The following is a 24,731-nucleotide window of genomic DNA, read 5'->3' on the forward strand; positions in this document are numbered from 1 at the left end:
TATGTATTCTACGAGAAATTATAGACAAGCGGCACGCCGATGTCAATGCTCCGTCCTCATCCGCAAAAAATGGATCATCATTACTTTTAAAACAGCCGTCGCAGGAACAGCCAGAATCATCCCGACGATACCCGCAAGCTCCCCTCCGGCAAGGAGTGCAAGCATGATAACGACCGGATGCATTTTAAGGCTTCTGCCGACAATGAACGGACTGAGGATATTTCCTTCCATAAACTGCAGAATAAACACCGTAATCACCACAACAAGAACCGCCTTGACTGAGATCGTCATCGCAATTAACAACGCAGGAACAGCTCCGATGAAAGGGCCAAAATACGGGATGACATTCGTTACCCCAGAGATAAGGCCAAGTATCAGCGGATACGGAAGCCCAAATACCCAGAACGAAATGCCTGCAATCACGCCAAGAATCAAGCAGACCAAAAGCTGGCCGCGGATATAATCGCCAAGCGAATCATCCACATCCCGCAAAAAGGCGCTGCCCCGCTTTCTCCACGACTTCGGAGTCAAGTACCATACTGTCTTTTTCATTAACTCAATGTCCTTCACCATATAAAACACGAGAAAAGGGATTGTTGCAGCAATTAAGAAGTAATCAAGCACATTGCGGATCCCGCTGATCGCACCCTCGATCGTTCCCGCAAAAAACGCCTCCGTCTGGCGGATCATTTTATCTATACGGTGATGCATACCATCAGGCCAGTCATCCGTATGGTTATGCACATGAAGAAGAAGCCCGTTATACGTTTCGGCAAACATGGGTATATTTTCTGACAAATCCGTCAGCTGCACGATTAAAACAGGCACCCCTTTATACAACGCCCAGCCAATCCCGCCAAAAAAAAGAACATAAATGACCAAGATGCTCAAAGTCCTAGGCAATCCTTTGCCATGCAGCCATTCTGTGACCGGAAGCAATAAATAAGATATAAAAATAGAAATGATCAAGGGAATAAAGATCGTTTTTATGACGAGCCAAAAGGGTGACCATAACATATCAAGCATAAAAAAGACATAGACTGTTAACAGAACCAGCAAACAAATAGCCACCCACAACAAAAGCTGCACCGGTTTTTGGAGCATCTGCTTTCACCTCACCTATATCTTTTGAGGTTTACAAGGAATTATTCTTTATGTTTCTTTAGTCAGTCAGAAGTCATGGACATTTTTTCACTTTTAATTTTCAGAAAAGTTTGATCATTTACTTTTTGGTCAAATTTTCTGATAGGAGGATTGCGATGATCACATTTCAAAATGTAAACAAGCATTACGGAGATTTTCACGTGTTAAAACAAATTAATCTTCAAATCGAAAAAGGGGAAGTCGTTGTTATCATCGGCCCATCCGGTTCCGGTAAAAGCACATTGCTCAGATGCATCAACAGACTTGAGTCGATCAATGAGGGAGTGCTTACAGTAAACGGCACCGCCATTAACGACAGAAAAACTGATATCAATCAAGTGCGGCAAAATATCGGGATGGTGTTTCAGCACTTTCATTTATATCCGCATAAAACAGTGCTGCAGAACATCATGCTGGCTCCGGTAAAAGTGCTTAGACAATCACCTGAACAAGCAAAGGAAACGGCGCGGTACTATCTTGAAAAAGTCGGCATCCCAGACAAGGCTGACGCCTATCCTTCCCAGCTTTCCGGCGGGCAGCAGCAGCGTGTTGCCATCGCAAGAGGACTGGCGATGAAGCCGGAGGTCATGCTGTTTGACGAGCCGACATCAGCACTTGATCCTGAAATGATCGGTGAGGTGCTAGATGTCATGAAAACACTCGCCAAAGAAGGCATGACAATGGTTGTCGTGACACACGAAATGGGGTTTGCCAAAGAAGTTGCCGACCGAATTGTCTTCATTGACGGAGGAAAAATTTTAGAAGAAGCAATGCCGGCTGAGTTTTACGCGAACCCAAAGGAAGAACGGGCCCGCTTATTCTTAAGCCGTATTTTAAATCATTAAAACAGAAATGGGGGAGCTTGTATGAAAAAGATTTTTTCTTTAGCATTGATTTCTTTATTCGCTGTCATCTTGCTTGCCGCTTGCGGCAGCAAGGGATCAAACGGAGAAGCCTCAAAGGAGAGCAAAAAAGATACGCTAGCCGCCATTAAAGACAATGACAAAATTGTCTTCGGCGTAAAAACGGACACTCGACTGTTCGGTCTTAAAAATCCAAGCTCAGGTGAGATTGAGGGTTTTGATATTGATATTGCCAAACAAATCGCTAAAGACATTTTAGGTGATGAGAAAAAAGCTGAATTTAAAGAGGTCACCTCAAAAACAAGGATTCCTATGCTGCAAAACGGGGATATCGACGCCATTGTCGCCACAATGACGATCACTGATGAACGAAAAAAGGAAGTTGACTTTTCTGATGTCTATTTCGAGGCCGGGCAATCGCTTCTCGTGAAAAAAGGCAGCAAAATCAAGAGTGTCGAGGATCTTGACAAAGGCTCAAAAGTTCTTGCAGTAAAAGGCTCCACCTCCTCTCAAAACATTCGTGAAAAGGCGCCTGAAGCATCTGTTTTAGAATTTGAAAACTACGCAGAAGCCTTTACAGCCCTTAAATCGGGGCAAGGCGATGCCCTCACCACAGATAATGCGATTTTATATGGAATGGCTGATGAAAATAAAAATTATCAATTAACAGGAAAGCCTTTTACAGATGAGCCTTACGGGATCGCCGTGAAAAAAGGGCAATCTGCTCTCGCGAAAGAAATCAACGCTTCACTTAAAAAGATGAAGTCGGATGGCAGATACGATGAAATTTATAAAAAATGGATCAAAGAAGACCCAGCTGAATAACAACCATCCCGGGATGAGCAGGCGATGCTCATCCCAATTTGATAAGGAGTGAATAGGCAGATGAATGTGTCAATTCTTTTCGATAACTTCGGCATGTATATGGACGGTTTTTACCATACCTTGCTCGCAAGTGTTATCGCGCTGGCCGGCAGTTTTGTCCTCGGCGTCGCTGTAGCGGTTATGAGAATAACAGTCTTTAAGCCGCTGCAATGGCTAGGGACCGTATATGTAGAATTCATCCGCAACATCCCTCTTCTTTTAATTACCTTTGTTTTCTATTTCGGACTTCCAAACGCAGGCCTGAGGCTTGACGGTTTTCAAGCGGGAACGGTTGCTCTCACCATTTATACCTCTGCGTTTATCGCTGAAGCCATCAGAGCAGGCATCCAGTCTGTTTCAAAAGGGCAGATGGAAGCGGCACGCTCGTCAGGCTTTACCTACAGCCAAGCCATGCTCCATATCATTTTGCCGCAGGCAATCAAAATCGTCATTCCGCCTTTAGGCAATCAATTTTTAAACTTAGTCAAAAACTCTTCGATTCTTGGGGTTGTGGCCGGATTGGATCTTATGTACCAAGCCGATTTAGTTTCGTCGAGCACACTCGTTGTATTTGATGTTTATATTTTTGTGGCGCTTTTTTACTTAGTGCTGACGATTCCGCTTAGCATCGGTGTTAACTATCTGGAAAAACGGCTGGAAAAAAGCTATTGATAAGGAGTGAGTTACATTGGATTTCATCGGTGCTTATTCACAGGAGCATTTAGCGTTTTTATGGGATGGCTTTCTCGTCACCTTGTACGTTGCTTTCATCTCCATCATTCTGAGCTTTTTCTTCGGTTTAATCGCAGGCACCCTGCGATATGCGAAAGTACCCGTTCTTTCTCAATTGATTGCAGTTCTCGTTGAAACGATCAGAAACCTCCCCTTGCTGTTAATTATTTTCTTTACGTTTTTTGCCCTTCCGGAAATTGGTATTAAGCTTGAAATTACAGCTGCTGCAATTACAGCACTAACGATTTTTGAATCCGCTATGCTATCTGAAATTATCCGAAGCGGACTGAAATCAATTGACAAAGGACAAATTGAAGCGGCGCGCTCCTCCGGGCTGAGCTATACACAGACCCTGTTCTTTATCGTTATGCCGCAAGCGCTTCGCCGCATGGTTCCGCCCATCGTAAGCCAGTTTATTTCTTTATTAAAAGATACATCGCTCGCTGTTGTGATCGCCCTGCCTGAACTGATTCACAACGCGCAAATTATTAACGGCCAAAGCGCAGACGGCAGTTATTTTTTCCCGATCTTTTTACTTGCGGCCCTTATGTATTTCGCAGTCAACTACAGCCTTTCACTCGCAGCAAGACGCCTCGAGGTCCGGCAAACATAGAAAAGGATACTCTTTGGAGAGTATCCTTTTTGCATTAAAACATTTTCGTAATTCTTCTTCTCATCCGCTTCATGCTTCGATTATTCAGCATGTCAGATTGAGTCGCCATTCGGTACACGAGAGCTCCGGCTCCCATTGCCAAAAGAGAAGTCATCGTCCGATTCATCCTGCGCATCTCCTTTCATGATTAAAAATTGATGCTGCGTTCATCCTCAGAAAACAAATCATCCAAGCTGCTTAACGTTCCGTCTTCTTCCACCTGATGAGTTGCAATCTTCCCTTTCGCCACTGTCAGTTCAATAAAACAGCCCCAGCAATAATATTGGTTCACGCCGATTTTGCCGATATCCTTACTTTTGCAATTCGGGCATATAAGCATACCTCACACCTCTATCCGTTCAGAACGATCTCGTCTTTCCGCACCTCGACAAGCGAATCCGCTCTTTGGATCTGGCGCTTGCTTCCCGCCAGGTCAGAAAAGAAACCGTCCGAGAGTTCATATGCTACGATTATGCCCCTGTCCAAACAAAAGTATACATCTTCCAGCATCCCCAATATATCGCCCTCTTGCGATTTCACAAGCTTCATCTTCATCTGCTCGTATGTGAAGCATGATTTCGGAAGAGGCAAAAGCTGTTCTAAACTGACCGAAGCCAATATGCGGTCATCAAGAATGGAAGAGATATCACACGCCCGTAATAGCGCATGATGATGATGCAAAAAGCGTTTTTGTGCAAGAATAAACCCAAGACAATCTCCTTTCAGAGAAAAACAAATATCGGAAATTGTCCCAAGATAACTAGAAGTTCGTTCTGAGTATACTGGGAATCCTTCTACTTCATGGCATGTTCTCAAAGTGTGATCAACCACCTTTTGTTGAACAGGCTTAGGTTTTGCTTTGCGCCTTAGACTCATACGATGAAATCAATTCCACTGCAAATGAAAAAACTCCCGCTTACACGGGAGCATTTTATTGCTGTTCTTCTTTCATAAAATCGAATGGTGTAATGCCTTCCATGCCAATGTTGGCGTCGTGTACGCTGAACGGGAGCTCTTTTTGCAAAGCCTCAAGCTCGGCATCCATTTCCTCAACCTGTACGGACAGCCTGTTTTTCAAGGAGGTCTGTCTGACAGTTGCATCATTATTTTTTACGCCCCACTCCAGCGCCTCCTCCTCACCGCATAAAATGAGAAATTTCTTCGCTCTTGTAATCGCGGTATAAAGAAGGTTTCTTCTGAGCATTCTATAATAGCCTTTCACAACAGGCAAAACCACAATCGGAAATTCACTTCCCTGCGATTTATGAATAGAACAGCAATACGCATGGGTAAATTGATTAAAATCTTTTTTCGTAAATGTCATTTCATTGCCGTCAAAAGAAACAACGGCCATGTCTTCTTTTTCTGTATTTTCCTTTGCATAAAATATCGACGTGATTTCGCCAATATCTCCGTTGAATACATTGTTTTCCGGCTGATTGACAAGCTGCAAAATTTTATCTCCGGTTCTGTAGACAACATCCCCGAACTTCAATTCTCTCCGTTTTTCTTTAGGAGGATTTAAAATGTCCTGTAGCATCACATTCAATTCATTAATGCCGGCTTTTCCTCTGTACATCGGAGCGAGGACCTGAATGTCCTTTGCCGTATAGCCTTTTTTCAATGCATTGGCGACAACCTTCTCAACTACTTCTTTGATTTGCGACCCGCCGCAGCGAATAAAGGAACGGTCCTTTGTCGGGGCAGTCAAATTGTTCGGCAGCAATCCATTTTTCATCTGGTGGGCAAGCTCGACGATTGATGACCCTTCTGCCTGGCGATAGATGTCTGTCAGTCTCACAGTCGGAATCACCTGGGATGCCAGCAGGTCTCTGAGCACTTGTCCCGGACCGACGGAAGGCAGCTGGTCTTCGTCTCCGACAATGATGATTTGTATATGATCAGGGATCGCCTTGAACAAATGATTCGCCAGCCATATATCAAGCATACTGGCTTCATCGATAATTAACAGCTTCCCTTCGATCGGCTGATCCTCTGTATGAGTAAAGCCTTCAGCACCGTTCCAGCCAAGCAGCCTGTGTATCGTGACTGCAGGAAGTCCCGTTGACTCACTCATCCGTTTTGCTGCTCTCCCTGTCGGAGCGGCCAAAACAATCGGAAAAGCTTCATCCTTTTTATAAGCTGACGGGTCTAGTGACACACCGTGAAGCTCTCCGTAGAGCTCGACAATCCCTCTGATTACCGTCGTTTTTCCTGTTCCAGGGCCGCCTGTTAAAAGAAGCATCGGCGAGGAAAGGGCTTTTTGAATCGCTTCCTTCTGGCTGGGGGCATACTGAACGTTCATCCGTTCTTCCAGTTCTCCCAACGCGAGCAAAAACTCTGATTCGGGAAACTGGTTCTCATATTCGGTTTGGCTAGCGATATGTTTCACACGCTTTGCAACGTTTTGTTCTGCGTAAAACAGCGACGGAAAATAACAGCGGCCATCTTCAATGACAATGTCTTTATTTTCTCCAAGGGCAATAATCGCGTTAGCGGCATCCATTTCTGTGATGCGCTGCCCTTCCCTTGCTGACTGATTTAACAGAGATTGGGTGTCAATGATCAGCTGTTCTGTTTCTATGTACGTGTGCCCCTCTGACAGACAAGTCGTTTCAAGCGTGTACAAAATAGCAGCTTTTACCCGCTCAGGATGATTACCCGAAAGACCCATTCTGCTGCCCAGCTCATCCGCTTTCCCAAACCCGATGCCTTCTACATCCTTCACAAGCTGATAAGGATTTTCCTGAATCTTTTCAAGCGTCTCGGATTCATAGGCTTGATAGATTTTCATAGACAGCTGCGGGCCAAAGCCAAACTGATTCAAGGAAATCATGATTTGCTCCAGTCCCTGATGCCGCTGCAATGCACCAGCCAGCGTGTCGGCTTTCTTTTTTGAGAGTCTGGGAACATCATAAAGCACTGAAGCATCAGCCAATATTTTATTAATGGCGCTGTCGCCCAGCTTTTTCACAATTTCTTCAGCTGTTTTTTTGCCGATCCCCTCGAATAAATCACTCGATAAATATTGAATGATGCCTTCCTTAGTCGTCGGAATCTCCTTTTTGAAATGCTCCGCCTGAAATTGGAGCCCGAACTTTGGATGGGTTACGATCTTTCCGTAAAACGTGTAGGTCTCTTCTTCTTGAAGCGCAGGGAAGTAGCCCGTCACGGATACGGCTTTATCTTCAATGGCTTCGGAGGTCTCTGTGACTTTCACTTTCAGAACCGTATATAAATTGGTGTCATTATGATAGATGACTGTGTTGACTGTCCCTTTTAAATAGGGCTCTTCCTCCAGTTTAAGCTGATCCGGATGCTGCTGCACGAGCTGTCCCTCCTCCTGTGCCTGTTATGATGGATCAATCAGTTTTTTAGCATGAAGCGCAAGCATATGATCTGGCTGGATATCGATTGCCTTGTCCAGCATTTCAAGCGCTTTTTCTCGGTTTTCTTTATAAGCATAAGCGACACCGGCATTATAAAATGCATCTGCATGCCCCGGGTCTTGCTCTGTTACAGCTGCGAATTGGCTGAGCGCTTCGTCCAGCATGCCCTCGTTGGCTAAGCACATCCCGAATTGAAAACGCGCTTCCGTATCGCTTTCATTCAGTTCGACCGCTCTTTGTAAATATGGCAGTGCAAGCTTAGGCTGTTCGAGCTTGACAAGTACCGTTCCGAGCATGTAAAACAGGTCGCCGTTTTCCATCCCCGCACGAAGCGCTTTTTCAAACATGTCTTTCGCTTCTTTGTACATTTCTTTTACAACATAGACATTTCCTGCTCCATAATAAGCAGTGGCTGCGCTACTGTCTAATTCAAGCGCTTTATCATAAAACGCAAGCGCACGTTCCAGCTCGTTTACGGATGAAAGCAGGTTGGCAAAATTGATATACGGAATCGCGTCTTCTTTATTTTCTTCAATCGCTTTTGTAAATGCCTCTGCCGCTTTCTCGTAATCGCCTTCCTGCATCGCCTCTATACCGAGTTGATTATAATCCACCGATCATCTTCCTTTCATTAAAAAACCCCAACTCAGTGTTGAGGTTTTTCATCTTTTATACGTACCACAATTTTGTTCCGTCTTTGTACACATCATCAATTGTCCCGCCGCCAAGGCATTCTTCGCCGTCATAGAAGACAACGGCTTGTCCCGGCGTTACAGCGCGGACTTGTTCATCAAAGATGACTTCCGCTTCACCCTGGCCAGTCATGCGCACCGTTACTTTATGATCCTCTTGGCGGTAACGGAATTTAGCCGTGCAGGAAATCTCTTCGCCCTTCATGATATCCGAACGCACCCAGCTGATATTTGTTGCTGTGATTTTGTCGGAATATAAAAGCGGGTTATGGAACCCTTGATCCACGTAGAGGATGTTCTTTTCAAGATCTTTGCCTACCGCAAACCACGGCTCGCCGCTTCCGCCGATGCCAAGGCCGTGACGCTGTCCGATCGTATAGTACATCAACCCGTCGTGGCGGCCTTTTACTTCGCCGTCCATCGTCATCATATCGCCCGGCTGTGCAGGGAGATATTGGCTGAGAAACGTTTTGAAGTTGCGTTCGCCGATAAAGCAGATGCCTGTACTGTCTTTTTTCGTCGCCGTTGCAAGTTCTGCTTCTTTGGCGATTTCACGCACACGGCTTTTTTGAAGTTCGCCGATCGGAAACATGACTTTGCTCAGCGTATCTTCTGTCAGCTGATTCAAGAAGTACGTTTGATCCTTGTTTTCATCAATGCCGCGCAGCATTCTGACTTTTCCGCCGCTTCTGTCTACTCTTGCATAGTGGCCAGTCGCTAAATAGTCGGCGCCAAGTGACAATGCATGCTCCAAAAAGGCTTTGAATTTAATTTCTTTGTTGCACAGTACATCCGGGTTTGGTGTTCTGCCTGCTTTATATTCATCAAGGAAGTATTGAAATACCTTCTCATAATATTGCTTTTCAAAGTTTACGGCATAATACGGAATTCCGATTTGGTTGCAGACGCGGATCACATCTTCATAATCCTCTGTCGCCGTGCAAAAACCGTTTTCGTCCGTATCATCCCAGTTTTTCATAAAGATTCCGATTACATCATAGCCCTGTTCTTTTAACAGCAGGGCCGCCACAGATGAGTCTACTCCGCCGGACATGCCGACGACGACTCTTGTATCCTCCGGCCGTTTTTCCATTTCATTCACTCCAATTACTACGCCGCCTTATTATGTCAGCCGTTTGACAACGTCGGCCACATGTTTGGCAGCAGTTTTCACTTGCTCAGCCGTATTGCCGAGGCCGAAGCTGATTCGAATAGAGGACGTCAGCCGGTCACTCTCTTCGCCGAACATAGCAGTCAGAACATGTGACGGCAGGACTGAACCGGCCGTGCACGCTGAACCGCTGGAGACAGCGACACCAGCCATATCAAGATTAACCAGCAGCGCTTCCACTGACACACCGGGGAAATAAAGATTCAGAACATGCGGCAGACTATGCTCTTTGTCCCCGTTGACCTCGAATGCCACACCTGCATCTCTAAGCGTGTCGGCAAAGATTGCTTTAAACGATTGATACTTCTCGTTTTTTTCGTCCCGTTCTTCACTTGACAGCTTGATCGCTTCTTTCAGCCCGACAATGCCTGGAACATTTTCCGTTCCGGCACGGCGTTTTCTTTCTTGCTCTCCTCCGAATAAAAGCGGTGAAAGCTTCACATCTTTACTAGCATATAAAAAGCCTGTCCCTTTTGGCCCGTTGAGCTTGTGCCCGGAAACAGACAGAAGGTCAATATGGCTGTTTTTCACATCAATTGGCAGCAACCCGAATGCCTGAACAGCATCGGTATGAAAATAAGCTTTGTGTTCCTTTAACAGCTCACCGATTTCTTCGATCGGCTGCACTGTTCCAACTTCATTATTTCCATACATCACTGTCACAAGGATTGTATCATCACGCAGTGCTTCTTTCACCTGTTTTGCACTGACTCTTCCATTTTGGTCAACGTCCAGATACGTTATGTCAAATCCGTCTTCCTCAAGTTTTTCACATGTGTGAAGCACGGCGTGATGCTCAATTTTTGTTGTGATGACATGTCTGCCAAGATCTTTTCTTGCAAGTGCGGTTCCCATGATCGCCAAGTTATCAGCTTCCGTTCCCCCGCTTGTAAAAATGATCTCCTGCTCTGCCGCTCCGATTTCTGCTGCGATCTGCGCTCTTGCTTCATCCACCCATTTTCGAGATTCTCTGCCAAATGAATGAATACTGGAGGGATTACCGAAACTGCCGGAGAAGTGCGGTATCATTTTTTCCAGCACGCGTTCATCCATCGGAGACGTTGCGGCATGATCTAAATAAATCCGTTCCATTATGTTTACACCTCTGATCTAAATATAGAACATATAAGCTTCTTGCTCTCCGTCTGTATAGCTGGCAAGATCCTCTAATGTTGTACTGTCTAAAACCTCTTTTACAGCATCCCGGATGCGAATCCAGAGCTCACGCTTGGCAGGCTCCTCATCTTCCAGCACTTCAACAGGGCTGATCGGCCCCTCAAGCACACGGATAATATCTCCCGCGGTAATGGCATCCGGCTCACTGCCTAATACATATCCGCCATATGCGCCTCTGATGCTTTTCACTAAACCGGCATTTCTGAGCGGCGATACCAGCTGCTCCAAATAATGCTCGGACAAATTATTCGTCTGTGCGATGCTTTTTAATGAAGTCGGGCCTTCACCGTGCTTTTTTGCAAGCTCAATCATAATGGTGAGCCCGTATCTTCCCTTAGTTGATATTTTCAACATGAACACCTCTGTTATTTCATGATTTTCCACATTTATAATGGTAATTTCTATATGTTTCGTCCGTTTATTATCTTATAGACCAACTGTTATTATAACATACCTTCAGCGAATTTTCATTGAGGCAGAAGGAAAGGGGCCTTTCCCCTTTTCTAATGTACGGTTTTCCGTTACCCTGTAATTAAGTAAGGAGAGATGATAGATGAAGCCATTGGCATATCGGATGCGTCCGACAAAAATAGAGGATATTATCGGCCAGCAGCATCTGGTGGCTGAAGATAAAATTATCGGCAGAATGGTCCAGGCAAAACATTTGTCATCCATGATTTTGTACGGGCCGCCCGGAATTGGAAAAACATCAATCGCAACAGCAATCGCCGGTTCAACAAGTATTGCTTTTCGAAAGCTGAATGCTGTCATTAACAATAAAAAAGATATGGAAATCGTAGCTCAGGAAGCCAAGATGTCCGGCCAAGTGATTTTGATTCTGGATGAAGTCCACAGGCTGGATAAAGGAAAACAGGATTTTCTATTACCCTATTTAGAAAACGGGATGATCATTTTGATCGGAGCAACGACGGCTAACCCGTATCATGCCATTAATCCGGCGATCAGAAGCCGGACCCAGATTTTTGAGCTTGAACCGTTAACACCTGATCTGATTAAACAGGCACTGGAACGCGCGCTCCATGATGAGCATCGGGGCCTTGGCACCTATTCTGTATCCATTGATGATCAGGCGATGGAGCATTTTGCCCACGGATGCGGAGGAGATGTCCGCTCCGCTTTAAATGCGCTTGAGCTTGCCGTGTTGTCAACGAAGGAGTCAGCAGACGGTGAAATTCACATTACATTAGAAACCGCGGAAGAATGCTTGCAGAAAAAAAGCTTTTCTCACGATAAAGATGGTGACGCGCATTATGATGTACTGTCCGCTTTTCAAAAATCGATCCGCGGCTCTGATGCCAACGCTGCTCTTCACTATTTGGCTAGATTAATTGAAGCCGGTGATCTGGAGAGCATCGCAAGACGATTGCTTGTTATCGCCTATGAAGATATCGGTTTAGCAAGCCCGCAAGCCGGCCCTAGAGTGCTGAACGCTATTCAGACCGCTGAGCGAGTCGGGTTTCCTGAAGCGCGAATCCCGCTGGCCAACGCAGTTATTGAGCTTTGCCTCTCACCGAAATCAAACTCTGCCATTCTGGCAATCGATGAGGCCCTGGCAGATATCAGAGCCGGAAAAATTGGGGATGTTCCGAAGCATTTAAAAGACGCGCATTATAAAGGGGCTCAGGAATTAGGAAGAGGAATCGGCTATAAATACCCGCACAATTACGACAACGGTTGGGTCGAACAACAATACCTCCCTGATCCTCTGAAAAATAAGCAATACTATAAGCCGAAACAGACAGGAAAATTCGAATCAGCCTTAAAGCAGGTGTACGATAAATTAATGAAAAGAAAATAAAACAAAAACAGCCTTGATCATCAAGGCTGTTTTTATGCATTATTTATCCTTCACACGTTTGATTTCAATGTCTTTCAATAGATCCATGACAACATGTCCGCCCATAATCAAACCTGCAACTGACGGCACAAAAGCATTAGAGGAAGGCGGCATTTTTGCTTTACGGATTTTCGCTTCGTCATTTCCCACTTCTTTTCTGACATCTTCCCGAATGACAATCGGACTTTCATCAGAGAAAATCACTTGAACACCTTTTTTGATACCCTCTTTGCGCAATCTCGTACGGACGACCTTCGCAATTGGATCAGTGTGCGTTTTTGAGATATCAGCGATTTGGAAGCGCGTCGGATCCGTTTTATTTGCTGCACCCATGCTGGAGATGAGCGGAATATCCCGTTTCAGACATTCTTTCATTAAATGAATTTTATAATGAATCGTGTCTGACGCATCAATGACATAGTCAAGATCATAGTCAAAAAACTGCTCATACGTTTCCTCCGTATAGAACATTTTTAACGCGATCACTTCACACTCCGGGTTAATGTCTGCGATCCGCGCCTTCATTAAATCAACTTTCGGCTGTCCGACAGTTGAAAGCAGCGCGTGAAGCTGACGGTTTACATTTGTAATGTCGACATCATCTTTGTCGACAAGCAGAATGCGGCCGACGCCTGACCGCGCGAGAGCTTCCGCCGCGAACGACCCAACTCCCCCGACTCCAAGCACAGCAACTGTGCTCTTTTTCAGCGTTTCAAGCCCTTCTTTTCCGATAGCTAATTCATTGCGTGAAAACTGGTGTAACAAGAACCTCACTCCACATTCGTATTCTGGTTTCATCTATAAAATGGCTGATCCATGAGCAGCCGTTTTTCTGCGCACAAAAAATAAAGTCCCAATAGTGCCGTTGCAGCTTTCCTTTGTTTTGAACCCGCTCTCAGCAGGTGGGTGCCCTCTTTTAAATCTTGTAAGTCCTCTTTACCGAATGAAAAGAGGCATGTACGCCATTTAAAAATGCGGGCTCCCAAATCAAAAAAATGTTCGGTCAAAACTAGGTGTACAACTAACACATCAGGACTTTATTTAACTTGTCAAAATCATATCACAGACGATTTTGATTTTCAAGAATCGAACTGCACATTCAGTTCTTAACTTTTTTCTTAATAGAAAGATGAAGCTCGTCAAGCTGGGCGTCGCTTACTTCGCCTGGCGCTTCTGTCATCAGGCAGCTTGCACTTGCCGTTTTCGGGAATGCAATCGTATCTCTCAGGTTCGTACGTCCAGCTAGAAGCATAACGAGACGGTCTAAGCCGAGTGCGATTCCGCCGTGCGGAGGAGCGCCGTATTCAAATGCTTCCAGCAGGAATCCAAACTGTTCAGCCGCTTCTTCTGGTGAGAAGCCGAGAAGCGCAAACATTTTTTCCTGAATATCCTTTTCGAAAATACGGATTGAACCGCCGCCAAGCTCATAGCCGTTTAAGACGAGGTCATAGGCTTGTGCTTTCATGTCTTCAGGCGCTGTTTCAATCAGCTCAAGGTCTTCGCGGACAGGCATTGTGAACGGATGGTGCGCTGCGTAAAAACGGCCTTCTTCCGGATCATGCTCTAATAGCGGCCAGTCGATGACCCATAAGAAATTGAACAATTTTTCGTCAATCAGCCCGCGCTCTTTCCCAAGCTTTAAGCGCAGGGCGCCGAGTGATGCAGCCACAACTTCGAATTGATCCGCTCCGAACAGCAGCAAATCACCTTCAGCTGCATCAAGTGCTTCAATCAGCTTAGACTGCTTTTCTTCATCAAAGAATTTAGCGATCGGGCCTTTCACTCCGTCTGCCTCAACCTTCACCCAGGCAAGCCCTTTTGCCCCGTAGTTTGCAGCAAAAGCGCCAAGAGCGTCGATGTCTTTTCTGGAGTAATCGCCGGCACCGCCTTTTACATTGATGGCTTTGACCACGCCGCCGTTTGCTACAGCTGATGAGAACACTTTAAATTCCGTATCCTTTACAATGTCAGACACATCCGTCAAAAGCATGTCAAAACGCGTATCCGGTTTATCAGAACCGTACTTGTTCATTGCTTCGTCATACGTCATTCGAGGAAGAGGAAGCTTAAGTTCCTCACCTTTTGTTTCACGCATAACCTTTGCCATCATCTCCTCAGCCAATGACATAATGTCTTCCTGGCTCATAAAGGACATTTCAATATCAATTTGCGTAAACTCAGGCTGGCGGTCCGCACGCAAGTCTTCATCGCGGAAACAACGGGCAATTTGATAATATCGTTCAATGCCTGATACCATCAGAAGCTGTTTAAATAGCTGCGGGGACTGCGGCAGCGCGTAGAACTCACCTTCGTGCACACGGCTCGGCACCAAGTAATCACGTGCGCCTTCAGGCGTGCTTCCTGTTAAAATCGGCGTTTCAATATCAAGAAACCCATTTTCATCTAAAAAGCTGCGAACAGCTTTCGTCACGTTATGGCGCAGCTGCATCGTCTGGAACATAGCCGGTCTGCGCAAATCTAAGTAACGGTGTTTTAAACGAACGTCCTCTGACACTTCTTCTGCTTGATCAGAAATCGCAAATGGAGGTGTCTTTGCAGCATTTAATACGTTCACTCCATCAGCATGTATTTCGATCGCGCCTGTTTTCAAATTCGGATTAACTGTTCCCTCTTCACGCGCCACCACTTTTCCTTGAATATCAAGCACGTATTCATTTCTGATGCCTTCCGCAATAGCAAGCGCTTCTTTTGACACATCAGGGTTAAAAACGACTTGAACAATGCCCGTACGGTCACGCAAGTCAATAAAAATCAATCCGCCGAGGTCTCGTCTTTTTTGGACCCAGCCTTTCAGCGTTACAGATTCGCCAATTGCTTTTTCAGTTATATCACCGCAATAATATGTTCTTCCAAACAATGCGTTTCACTCCTTATCCCTTTTGGTTTGCCTTCATCACATGTATAAATTCATCAAGTGCCACTTCAATCTGTTCGCCCGTCTGTGCATCCTTTACATTGATTTTGTTTTGGGCAAGCTCATCTTCACCCAAAATCGCAATAAATCTGGCATTTAAGCGATCAGCTGTTTTAAACTGGCCTTTCATTTTCTTATTTTCATAATCGATTTCACTGGAAATGCCTGCTTCTCTCAGTTTGTACACCAATGAAACAGAATAATCCTTTGCTTTTTCGCCGAGTGTGACGATATAGCAGTCGATTCCCTTATCAACAGGCAGCTCTCTTTTTTCAGCATCAATTGCGGCAAGCAAGCGTTCGATGCTCATCGCAAATCCGATGCCCGGTGCTTCAGGTCCGCCGATCTGTTCGACAAGCCCGTCGTAGCGTCCGCCGCCGGCAAGTGTCGTAATCGCGCCAAAGCCCTCCGCATTGCTCATAATTTCAAATGCGGTGTGGTTGTAATAGTCCAGGCCTCTCACAAGGTTCGGATCGATTTCATACGAAATGCCAAGATCATTTAAGTATTGTTTCACTTTTTCAAAATAAGCGGCCGATTCATCGTTTAAATACGTCAAAATTGAAGGCGCCGATTTCATCAGCTCATGATCTCGGTCTTTTTTGCAGTCCAAGATTCTAAGCGGGTTCGTGTGCAGCCGTGACTGGCAGTCTGAACAAAATTCTTCGATGCGAGGCTCGAAGTGTTTCACGAGCGCTTCTCTGTAGCTTTTGCGGCTATCTTGATCGCCGAGACTGTTTATGACAAGCTTAACGTTTTCTAAACCTGCTTTTTCATAAATACTCATCGCAAGCGCCATTACTTCAGCGTCGATTGCAGGGTCTTTCGAACCAATCGCTTCAATTCCAAACTGATAAAACTGGCGGTAACGGCCCGTCTGAGGACGTTCATAACGGAACATCGGCCCGACATAATAAAGCTTTGTCGGCTGTACAGGATTTGCGAACAGCTTGTTTTCATTAAAAGCGCGAACCGCAGCAGCTGTTCCCTCCGGACGAAGCGTCAGGCTTCTGCCTTTGCGGTCCTCGAAGGTATACATTTCTTTTTGTACGATATCCGTTGATTCTCCGACGCCTCTGGCAAACAGTTCTGTATGCTCAAAAATCGGTGTGCGTATTTCTTTATATTGATAAGTGCGGCAAGTGTCTCTCATAATTTGTTCAACATACTGCCAGCGATCTGATTCTCCAGGCAGAATATCCTGTGTTCCTCTCGGAATGTTATATCCCATAGGTAGACCTCCTTATGTATTCCTTTTAAAATATCCAATGATCGTTAATGATGAAAATGAAAAAAACTCCCGCCCCTACTATACATGATAGTAGGGACGAGAGTTATACCCGTGGTGCCACCCTAGTTGGAATACGTTCATATTCCCGCTCGATCCTTTAACGCAGGTTCACGTTCACTGCCTAATGGCGTTATTCACGCGTTCAGCAGGAAACCTCCGGAGTGTTGTTTCGAGAAAGACGCAATGGGATCCGCTTTCAGCCTAGGGCGGGTTCCTCTCTAATCATGCAATCTGACCTACTCTTCTCCATTATTGGTTCAAATCTTTCATCATTTGCTATGTACTCAATTTCTATTATAATAATGGGATTGGGGTTCTCTGTCAAGCTTTATTCCGGTTGTTTTTCCTCAGCGCTGCTTCTTTGGACATAAGACCAAATTCAGATGCTGTTTCCGTAAGATAACCAGTCGTATCGGGATCTGCGTGATCGCTGTAATGCAGATTCGCTTCACCGTCGTGAAATGCGCGTCCCATTTTTGGATGATATTTCATGATTTGCACACCTTTTTGATTGTATTTACGCTTAGTATAAACAAATCATTTTATTTTTATTTAAAAATCAGAAAGGACTTTACGATATTAAACAAGAATGCTTTTTTAATGATCATCAGAAAGGAGGACACAATGAACAAGAAATACTTTGTCCTTATTGTATGTATTATTTTCACCGCAGCGCTATTCCCGACCTTTTCATCCGTTACAGCTGCTCAAGGAGAAGCGGTCATCGCAACAGATGAAATGAACGTCAGAAGCGGCCCTGGGCTTAGCTACGGCATTACAGCGGAAGTAAAAAAGGGAGAACGCTATCCGATTTTAAAGGAAGATGGAGACTGGGTGCAGATACAGCTTGGTTCCGGAGAAAAGGGCTGGGTAGTCTCCTGGCTTATTACAAAGGAAGACCAGGCCAGCACAAGCTCCTCAGGAAGCAGTGTCACTGTGACATCAACAGACCCCGATCTGCGGATGAGAAGCGGCCCGGGCACTTCCTACGAAGTCATCGGCAAATTCCCGCAAGGCAGCCAAGCATCTGTCATTGATAAAGATTCGGGCTGGATCAAGATATCCTATCACAGTGCCACCGGATGGGTATCATCTGAATATGTCACATCAGGAGGCAGCAGTTCAGCGTCTGATGAGAGTGACCAAACCGAGGATTCCGGTGCGTCAACGACGGGCACAGTCGGTGTTTCTTCGCTAAATGTAAGAGCCTCCGCCTCACATGACGCGGCAATTATAACAAAACTTGATCGCGGAACGAAACTGACGGTTCTCAACGAGAAAAATGGCTGGGCTCACATTGAGGTGAACGGGCTAAAAGGCTGGGTTGCAAGCCATTACCTTTTGACTAGTTCTGTTCCAGCTGATGATTCAGCAAATGCCGGCAGTTCATCCTCCGCTAAAAAAGCCTATATCATGTACGGAGGAACGAATCTAAGAAGTGATGCGTCAACATCAGCTTCGATCGTTGAGCGCGCTGCCAAAGGAGATTCATACACCATTACCGGTTCAAAGGGAAGCTGGTATGAAATAAAGCTTGATAACGGGCAGACTGCTTATGTAGCCAATTGGGTGGTCCAAACGTCTAAAAGCGCAGAAGAAGCAGGTGAACCGCCAGTCTCTGATTCCCCGTCTGGAAACGGCTCTCTAAACAATAAAACGATTATTGTTGACCCGGGACATGGAGGAAAAGACAGCGGAACGATCGGGTATTCGGGGAAATTCGAGAAAAACCTGACGATCAAAACGGCAAAACTGCTCGCCAGCAAACTTAGATCGGCTGGAGCGGATGTATATGTGACACGCCAGGATGATACCTTTGTCAGCCTGCAGTCACGGGTCTCTACCTCTCACTACCGTAACGCTGACGCCTTTATCAGCATTCATTATGACAGCTATGCGGATACCTCTACAAGAGGCAGTACAGCATATTACTACAGTCCTGCCAAAGATCAGGAACTCGCATCAGATGTCCACTCAGAAGTGGTGAAGCGTTCTTCCATTCCAGACCGCGGCGTATTATTCGGAGATTATTATGTGCTCCGGGAAAACAGACAGCCCGCTATGCTGTACGAGCTGGGATATGTAAGCCATCCGCAGGAAGAAGCCATTGTACATAGCAATTCATACCAAGAAAAAGTAACAGATGGGATCGAAAGCGGATTAGAGAAATACTTCCAATAAAAAAAGCTGCCTTTTGGCAGCTTTTTTTATTTTGAATCCATAATGAGCGTGACCGGTCCGGAGTTTGTAAGCTGAACATCCATCATTGCTCCAAACGTTCCGGTCTCCACTTTGATTCCTTTTTCACGAAGCAGGTCATTCCATTTTTCATAAAGACCTAAAGCTTTATCAGGTTTGGCCGCGTTCATGTAGTTCGGCCGGCGCCCTTTTTTCGTATCTCCATAAAGCGTAAACTGTGAGACGGATAATATCTCTCCTCCTATATCTACAAGAGACAGATTCATTTTCCCTTCACTGTCATCGAAAATACGGAGATTGACAACTTTATCGGCTAAATAAGCTGCATCATCTTCTGTATCATCGTGAGTGATGCCGACCAGCACCATAAGGCCTTGTCCAATTTGGCCGACGACCTCTTCGTCCACTGTAACGCTTGCTTCTGTTACTCGCTGAACAACTAATCTCATTTTCTAACCCCTTTAGTTCATGACGCGGCGCACAGAATAGATATCTCTAATCTGTTTAATACGCTCGACGACTTTATGCAAGTGATTGATATTCTGGATAAAAATCGCCATATGGATGGTTGCCACTTTATTGCGATCCGATTTGCCAGAGACAGATGAAATATTGGTTTTCGTTTCATTCACTGCCTGGAGTACCTCGTTCAGCAATCCGCGGCGGTCATACCCAAGAATCTCTATCTCAACATTGTATTCCTTGCGCTTTTGAACTTGTGACTCATGTTCCCACTCTACCGGGATCAGCCGCTCTTGGGCTTCATTCGTTTTGACATTCGGACAGTCTTCGCGATGGACCGAAACCCCTCTGCCTTTTGTGATAAAGCCGACAATATCATCACCTGGCACAGGATTGCAGCATTTTGATAAACGGACAAGGAGGTTGTCAATGCCCTTGACACGAACGCCAGCTTCCCGTTTTCTTCCTTGCGGGTATGGCTTAGGTTCCCCAGTGACTTCCTGAACGATCTTTTCCTGTTCTTCCTGGTCGCGCTGCTTTCTCTCTTTTTCTGTTAGGCGGTTCGCCACCTGCAGAGCTGTGATGCCGTTGTAACCGACCGCCGCGTACATATCCTCTTCATTTGAGAAATTAAATTTGTCAGCAACCTTTTGAATATTCTCCGGCGTTAAAACATCCTTCAATTCAAAATCCAAGTTTTTAATTTCTTTTTCGACCAGCTCACGGCCTTTTTCGACATTTTCTTCACGCCGCTGTTTCTTAAAGAATTGACGGATTTTATGCTTCGCTTGGGATGTTTGGGCAAGCTTCACCCAATCCTGGCTCGGACCGTAGGAATGCTTAGAGGTGAGAATTTCAACGATATCACCTGTCCGAAGCTTATGGTCAAGCGTAACCATTTTTCCGTTTACTTTGGCACCGATTGTTTTATTGCCGATTTCAGAGTGAATCCGGTAAGAAAAGTCAATCGGAACAGAACCGGACGGAAGCTCGATTACATCTCCTTTTGGCGTAAAGACATACACCATGTCAGAGAACAAATCAATTTTGAGCGATTCCATAAATTCTTCTGCATCTGTCGATTCATTTTGAAATTCTAAAATTTCACGGAACCAAGAAAGCTTTTTCTCAAAGGTTGCACCTTCATTGGCTGCTTTCCCTTCTTTATAAGCCCAGTGAGCCGCAACCCCGTATTCCGCTATTTCATGCATTTCAAAGGTGCGGATCTGCACTTCAAGCGGATCGCCTTTAGGCCCAATAACCGTTGTATGAAGCGATTGATACATATTCGGCTTCGGCATTGCGATATAATCTTTGAATCTGCCTGGCATCGGTTTCCAGCATGTGTGAATGATGCCAAGCACCGCGTAGCAGTCCTTTATGCTATTCACAAGAATACGGACAGCCAACAAATCGTAAATTTCATTGAATTGCTTATTTTGCAGCACCATTTTTCGATAAATGCTGTAAATATGTTTCGGGCGTCCCGAGAAGTCAGCCTTGATATTTACTTCTTCGACACGTTTCTTCACTTCATTGACAACCTCATCGACATAAAGCTCTCGTTCTGCACGTTTCTTCTTCATGAGGTTGACAATTCTGTAATATTGCTGAGGGTTCAAATAACGGAGCGCCGTATCTTCCAATTCCCACTTAATTTTTGAAATCCCGAGACGATGCGCCAAAGGAGCAAAAATTTCCAGCGTTTCATTGGAGATTCTCCGCTGTTTTTCCTGAGGCAGATGTTTCAGTGTCCGCATATTGTGAAGACGATCCGCCAGCTTGATCAATATGACCCTGATATCTTGAGCCATAGCGACAAACATTTTGCGATGATTTTCCGCCTGCTGTTCCTCTTGAGATTTATATTTAATTTTGCCGAGTTTCGTTACGCCGTCTACAAGCATTGCCACTTCTTCGGAAAATGCTTCTTTCAGGTCATCGAGCGTCACATCTGTATCTTCCACGACATCGTGCAAAAATCCGCCCGCGATTGTGGAAGGGTCCATTTCAAGATCAACGAGTATCCCCGCAACCTGAATCGGATGAATAATATATGGCTCGCCCGATTTGCGGTATTGCTCGCGATGAGCATCTTCAGCGTACAGATATGCTTTTTCGACAAATGCGATATGCTCATCAGATAGATAGCTGCGTGCTTTATCTATAACTTGCTCGGCAGTCAATACTTGTTCGTTCGCCATGGAATCACCTTTTTTAAAATGTAAACTGTATTGTAGTTTATTATCAAGAAAAAAACGAAAGATGTAAAGAGCAGAAGTTCAAATAGCCAAATATTATATAAAATAAATGCAAAACAATAGGAAAAAAGCACCCTGACATGGAGTGCTTTTTCGTTATGCGGTTATCCTTAGTATTTCATCAATGTTAAGATGTCGTAATCTTCGAGCTTATTTCTGCCGTCAAGGTAAGAAAGCTCGATTAAGAAAGCGATACCAGCAACAACGCCGCCAAGTTCTTCAACAAGTTTGATTGTCGCTTCAATTGTGCCGCCTGTCGCAAGCAGGTCATCTGTAATAAGCACACGCTGACCAGGCTTAATCGCATCTTTGTGGATCGTTAATACGTCTTTTCCGTATTCCAAGCCATAATCCACTTTGATTACTTCACGAGGCAACTTGCCTTCTTTGCGGACCGGCGCAAAACCTACGCCAAGCGCGTAAGCAACGGGACAGCCGATAATAAAGCCGCGCGCTTCAGGGCCAACGACCAAATCAATTTGCTTTTCTTTCGCATATTCAACAATTTGATCTGTGGCATAGCGGTATACATCGCCTTTATCCATCAGTGTCGTAATATCTTTAAATTGCACGCCCTCTTTCGGGTAATCCGGTACAATTGTTACGTATTGTTTTAAATCCATCTGTTTTATGTCCTCCTCGTACTTTCATAAGCCTCTGAATCTTGTTTCATCAGCTTATTCAGCCATTCCTTCAGCTCTTCAGCAGAAGAATAATTCAGCTTTTGATCCAGTTCCATCAGCTGCTGTTTCGCCTGATATGTTTGTGAGTCTGTTAAGTCGCGTTTCTTTGCTCCGCTCACAACAGACAGCACACCATTCTCTATTTTAACAAAACCGAGATCAAAAAACACCTTTGTCATGAAATTGATTGTTTCAACGGACCAGCCTTTATGTTTTGCAAGCTCTGAACCGTGTTTTTTCACGTCAAAAGCGCCTCTTTTCAGCAAGAACGCATAATACCATTTAAAGTGGTCTCTTGCGGGAAAAGTTGATAAAAAGTGGTCCTCATGATTGAGAAAAATAAAATATATCCGCTCGGGCGCCTTTCCTTCCAGCAAACGTGCGAGCATGTCCAGCGAAGGCGGCGGATCCAGTAATACAATATATGCACCATCGAGGTCAAACGCCTTTGCTTGATCTTTAGAACTGATGACGTGCACTTCTCGGCGAAGGTCTTCAGTTTGAAGTAATGTTGTTGAGTCTTCTTTGAAAGAGACAATGGCCCGTTTAGCAGATGGAAGGGCGGAAACTGTGTCTTCCCACGTCCGTTTTCCCCTTAAATCAAACAGCTGCCATTCAGAAACAGCGGCATCCTTTATCATAAGCTGCGGCTTTTTTCGATTGTTCCATTCGTTGATTGACATCTCACCGACAATGGAAATTCTTGAACCCGGTACGATGCCTTCTTGAAGCTCGCCTTTATTAAAACCGACGCAATCAAGCTGGGACGACTCGTTTCTGATCGTCATTTTGACATGAGTTTTATTTGCCCCTATCTTGCGGACATCTTCCAGTACTGCATTTTCTACGAGAACGTGCGGTTTCGGGTTCAGCATGCCAAAAGGAGACAGCATGTTCATTTCTGCGATGCTTTCAACTGTAATGTCTTCGACGCCGCAGACAAGGTCGACTTCCTGTACGGGAATAAAATCCTCTTCCGTAAGCGTATTGTCCGCTATTTCATTCAGCCTGCTTCGCAAATCCGGCACATCTTCGGCTTTCAGCGTCATCCCCGCAGCCATTGGATGGCCGCCGAAATGAGGAAGAATATCTCTGCATTCAGAAAGGCTCTCAAATAAATTAAATCCTCTGATGCTTCGGGCCGAACCTTTAGCGATTCCCTTTTCTTCATCAATACCAAGAACAATGGCCGGTCGGTAGAAACGGTCCACAAGCTTTGAAGCCACAATCCCGACGACTCCCGGGTTCCATCCGGCTTTGGCCACGACAATTGCAGTTTGATCGAGCCCTTGCTGTTCAACCATTTCAATCGCTTCATCCGTCATTTTGCTGACCATTTTTTGGCGCTCTTTGTTCAGCTGGTCAATTTCTGCGGCAAGCTCTTCCGCTTCAAACGAATCCTCTGACATAAGCAAATGAACAGCGGGATCCGCCTGTTCGATTCTTCCGACGGCATTCAGCCTTGGTGCGAGCTGAAATCCGACTGTTTCTTCGTTCGCTTCTCCGATGTCTCCGCCTGACAGCTTAATCAGCTCTTTTAAGCCGAGCCGATTTGTCCGTCGAAGCCTTTCAAGTCCTAGTGTTGCTATTAATCTGTTTTCGTCATGCAGCGGGACTAGATCGGCAATGGTGCCGATAGCCGCCAGGTCAAGCAGTTCATCAGGAAGTTCACCCAATAAAGCGTGGGCAAGCTTAAACGCGACTCCAACCCCGGCAAGCTCTTTAAACGGGTAAGTGCAGCCAGGCTGCTTCGGGTGGACGATCGCACGGACATCCGGAAGCTCCGGTCCCGGTTCATGATGATCGGTAATGATGACATCCAGTCCGAGTTCCTTTGCCACCTTCGCTTCATGCACAGCGGCAATTCCTGTATCAACCGTAATGATCAAAGAGAAGCCCCGTTCTTTAATCGAACGAAACGCCTGTTCATTAGGTCCATATCCTTCTTTAAAACGGTCAGGTATATAAAAATCAACTTGAGCCGACAGTTTTTGCAGCGTGTGAAGCATCACTGACGTACTTGTAACCCCATCGGCGTCATAATCGCCATATATCATAATCTTTTCTTGTTGTGAAATCGCCTGTTTTATTCGATCTGCCGCTTCTTTCATGCCTTTCATTTCAAAAGGATCATAAAAATCGGCATCCTTTGTATGTAAAAACAGCCTAGCGCTTTCTGCCGTATCAAAGCCTCTTTTTACAAGCAGGGACGCAACAAGAGGTGTTATATGCAATTGTTCTGTGAGTGATTTGACCTTATCCTGATCTGGTCGCTGGATTTCCCATCGCATTTTTGACGCTAACATAAATTCACCCCTCAACCACCCTATTATACTAGAGCAGGCTGAGGGGTTTCAAAT

23 protein-coding genes, 1 other RNA gene and 1 other annotated feature are annotated in these 24,731 nt (G+C 45.3%); of the genes, 6 read left to right on the plus strand and 18 right to left on the minus strand.

From position 1 onward, the window contains the following. Nucleotides 1–42: 42 nt before the first annotated feature. Nucleotides 43–1,104, minus strand: coding sequence for an AI-2E family transporter (locus MKX38_RS13445; protein ID WP_009967889.1), 1,062 nt, complete (start codon nucleotides 1,102–1,104; stop codon nucleotides 43–45). Between the two features lie 155 nt (nucleotides 1,105–1,259). Between MKX38_RS13445 and MKX38_RS13450 the strand changes: the two genes are divergently transcribed. From MKX38_RS13450 to MKX38_RS13465, 4 genes are read left to right on the plus strand one after another with little or no spacing between them, the layout of a single operon-like run. After that, nucleotides 1,260–1,988 carry an amino acid ABC transporter ATP-binding protein gene (locus MKX38_RS13450; protein WP_339187395.1) on the plus strand — a complete coding sequence of 243 codons (729 nt, stop codon included), beginning with the start codon at nucleotides 1,260–1,262 and terminating at the stop codon, nucleotides 1,986–1,988. A 21-nt stretch (nucleotides 1,989–2,009) separates the two neighbouring features. Next, on the plus strand, nucleotides 2,010–2,831 hold the full coding sequence (gene glnH / locus MKX38_RS13455; protein WP_015251575.1) for a glutamine ABC transporter substrate-binding protein GlnH: 822 nt from the start codon (nucleotides 2,010–2,012) through the stop codon (nucleotides 2,829–2,831). Between the two features lie 60 nt (nucleotides 2,832–2,891). Further along, nucleotides 2,892–3,542, plus strand: a complete 651-nt coding sequence (locus MKX38_RS13460; protein ID WP_015714433.1) for an amino acid ABC transporter permease — start codon at nucleotides 2,892–2,894, stop codon at nucleotides 3,540–3,542. Between the two features lie 16 nt (nucleotides 3,543–3,558). Continuing rightward, complete coding sequence (locus tag MKX38_RS13465; RefSeq protein ID WP_003229784.1) at nucleotides 3,559–4,215, plus strand: amino acid ABC transporter permease; 657 nt, start codon at nucleotides 3,559–3,561, stop codon at nucleotides 4,213–4,215. A 34-nt stretch (nucleotides 4,216–4,249) separates the two neighbouring features. Here the strand turns inward: MKX38_RS13465 and MKX38_RS13470 are convergent, their stop codons facing one another. The 8 genes from MKX38_RS13470 to cymR form a co-directional block, all read right to left on the minus strand. Beyond that, nucleotides 4,250–4,381 (minus strand): YrzQ family protein, encoded by a 132-nt coding sequence (locus MKX38_RS13470; RefSeq protein WP_003229780.1) that lies wholly within the window; start codon nucleotides 4,379–4,381, stop codon nucleotides 4,250–4,252. Nucleotides 4,382–4,402: 21 nt separating this feature from the next. Next, on the minus strand, nucleotides 4,403–4,594 hold the full coding sequence (locus MKX38_RS13475; RefSeq protein WP_003225893.1) for a hypothetical protein: 192 nt from the start codon (nucleotides 4,592–4,594) through the stop codon (nucleotides 4,403–4,405). Nucleotides 4,595–4,605: 11 nt separating this feature from the next. After that, on the minus strand, nucleotides 4,606–5,130 hold the full coding sequence (locus MKX38_RS13480; RefSeq protein WP_339187400.1) for a PRC-barrel domain-containing protein: 525 nt from the start codon (nucleotides 5,128–5,130) through the stop codon (nucleotides 4,606–4,608). A gap of 55 nt (nucleotides 5,131–5,185) precedes the next feature. Further along, nucleotides 5,186–7,582 (minus strand): ATP-dependent RecD-like DNA helicase, encoded by a 2,397-nt coding sequence (locus tag MKX38_RS13485; protein ID WP_014477509.1) that lies wholly within the window; start codon nucleotides 7,580–7,582, stop codon nucleotides 5,186–5,188. 24 nt (nucleotides 7,583–7,606) lie between these two features. Further along, nucleotides 7,607–8,227 (minus strand): tetratricopeptide repeat protein, encoded by a 621-nt coding sequence (locus MKX38_RS13490; RefSeq protein WP_339189436.1) that lies wholly within the window; start codon nucleotides 8,225–8,227, stop codon nucleotides 7,607–7,609. Nucleotides 8,228–8,312: 85 nt separating this feature from the next. Continuing rightward, nucleotides 8,313–9,428: a tRNA 2-thiouridine(34) synthase MnmA gene (gene mnmA / locus MKX38_RS13495; RefSeq protein WP_335389037.1), complete on the minus strand. Its 1,116-nt coding sequence runs from the start codon at nucleotides 9,426–9,428 to the stop codon at nucleotides 8,313–8,315. A gap of 30 nt (nucleotides 9,429–9,458) precedes the next feature. Further along, complete coding sequence (locus MKX38_RS13500) at nucleotides 9,459–10,598, minus strand: cysteine desulfurase family protein (RefSeq protein ID WP_064911658.1); 1,140 nt, start codon at nucleotides 10,596–10,598, stop codon at nucleotides 9,459–9,461. A gap of 18 nt (nucleotides 10,599–10,616) precedes the next feature. After that, nucleotides 10,617–11,033 (minus strand): cysteine metabolism transcriptional regulator CymR, encoded by a 417-nt coding sequence (gene cymR / locus MKX38_RS13505; protein WP_003225879.1) that lies wholly within the window; start codon nucleotides 11,031–11,033, stop codon nucleotides 10,617–10,619. Nucleotides 11,034–11,235: 202 nt separating this feature from the next. Between cymR and MKX38_RS13510 the strand changes: the two genes are divergently transcribed. After that, nucleotides 11,236–12,501, plus strand: a complete 1,266-nt coding sequence (locus MKX38_RS13510; protein ID WP_339187405.1) for a replication-associated recombination protein A — start codon at nucleotides 11,236–11,238, stop codon at nucleotides 12,499–12,501. A 39-nt stretch (nucleotides 12,502–12,540) separates the two neighbouring features. On the opposite strand, the gene MKX38_RS13515 is transcribed toward MKX38_RS13510, so the two are convergent. The 5 genes from MKX38_RS13515 to MKX38_RS13535 all read right to left on the minus strand — a co-directional run bounded on the left by MKX38_RS13515 (nucleotide 12,541) and on the right by MKX38_RS13535 (nucleotide 17,258). Continuing rightward, a complete protein-coding gene (locus MKX38_RS13515; RefSeq protein WP_123372978.1) occupies nucleotides 12,541–13,305 on the minus strand; it encodes a tRNA threonylcarbamoyladenosine dehydratase in 765 nt (254 codons plus the stop codon). A gap of 81 nt (nucleotides 13,306–13,386) precedes the next feature. Then, nucleotides 13,387–13,579, minus strand: a non-coding RNA gene (ssrS, locus tag MKX38_RS13520) — 6S RNA. Nucleotides 13,580–13,639: 60 nt separating this feature from the next. Continuing rightward, nucleotides 13,640–15,418, minus strand: a complete 1,779-nt coding sequence (gene aspS, locus MKX38_RS13525) for an aspartate--tRNA ligase (protein ID WP_015384241.1) — start codon at nucleotides 15,416–15,418, stop codon at nucleotides 13,640–13,642. 13 nt (nucleotides 15,419–15,431) lie between these two features. Beyond that, on the minus strand, nucleotides 15,432–16,706 hold the full coding sequence (hisS, locus tag MKX38_RS13530) for a histidine--tRNA ligase (protein ID WP_086344141.1): 1,275 nt from the start codon (nucleotides 16,704–16,706) through the stop codon (nucleotides 15,432–15,434). Between the two features lie 89 nt (nucleotides 16,707–16,795). After that, nucleotides 16,796–17,028: a binding site (T-box leader), on the minus strand. Between the two features lie 59 nt (nucleotides 17,029–17,087). Then, complete coding sequence (locus tag MKX38_RS13535) at nucleotides 17,088–17,258, minus strand: YrzK family protein (RefSeq protein WP_004399157.1); 171 nt, start codon at nucleotides 17,256–17,258, stop codon at nucleotides 17,088–17,090. A gap of 132 nt (nucleotides 17,259–17,390) precedes the next feature. Between MKX38_RS13535 and MKX38_RS13540 the strand changes: the two genes are divergently transcribed. After that, nucleotides 17,391–18,947: an SH3 domain-containing protein gene (locus MKX38_RS13540; protein ID WP_339187408.1), complete on the plus strand. Its 1,557-nt coding sequence runs from the start codon at nucleotides 17,391–17,393 to the stop codon at nucleotides 18,945–18,947. A gap of 26 nt (nucleotides 18,948–18,973) precedes the next feature. On the opposite strand, the gene dtd is transcribed toward MKX38_RS13540, so the two are convergent. The 4 genes from dtd to recJ all read right to left on the minus strand — a co-directional run bounded on the left by dtd (nucleotide 18,974) and on the right by recJ (nucleotide 24,677). Further along, complete coding sequence (gene dtd, locus MKX38_RS13545; RefSeq protein ID WP_004398689.1) at nucleotides 18,974–19,414, minus strand: D-aminoacyl-tRNA deacylase; 441 nt, start codon at nucleotides 19,412–19,414, stop codon at nucleotides 18,974–18,976. A 12-nt stretch (nucleotides 19,415–19,426) separates the two neighbouring features. Beyond that, nucleotides 19,427–21,631, minus strand: a complete 2,205-nt coding sequence (relA, locus tag MKX38_RS13550; RefSeq protein WP_003229747.1) for a GTP diphosphokinase — start codon at nucleotides 21,629–21,631, stop codon at nucleotides 19,427–19,429. Nucleotides 21,632–21,798: 167 nt separating this feature from the next. Continuing rightward, nucleotides 21,799–22,311 (minus strand): adenine phosphoribosyltransferase, encoded by a 513-nt coding sequence (locus MKX38_RS13555; protein ID WP_003229745.1) that lies wholly within the window; start codon nucleotides 22,309–22,311, stop codon nucleotides 21,799–21,801. Between the two features lie 5 nt (nucleotides 22,312–22,316). Further along, nucleotides 22,317–24,677, minus strand: coding sequence for a single-stranded-DNA-specific exonuclease RecJ (recJ, locus tag MKX38_RS13560; protein ID WP_003246110.1), 2,361 nt, complete (start codon nucleotides 24,675–24,677; stop codon nucleotides 22,317–22,319). Nucleotides 24,678–24,731: the final 54 nt, after the last annotated feature.

This window comes from Bacillus sp. FSL M8-0025, assembly GCF_037975475.1.
In the GTDB taxonomy this organism is placed as follows: domain Bacteria; phylum Bacillota; class Bacilli; order Bacillales; family Bacillaceae; genus Bacillus; species Bacillus subtilis.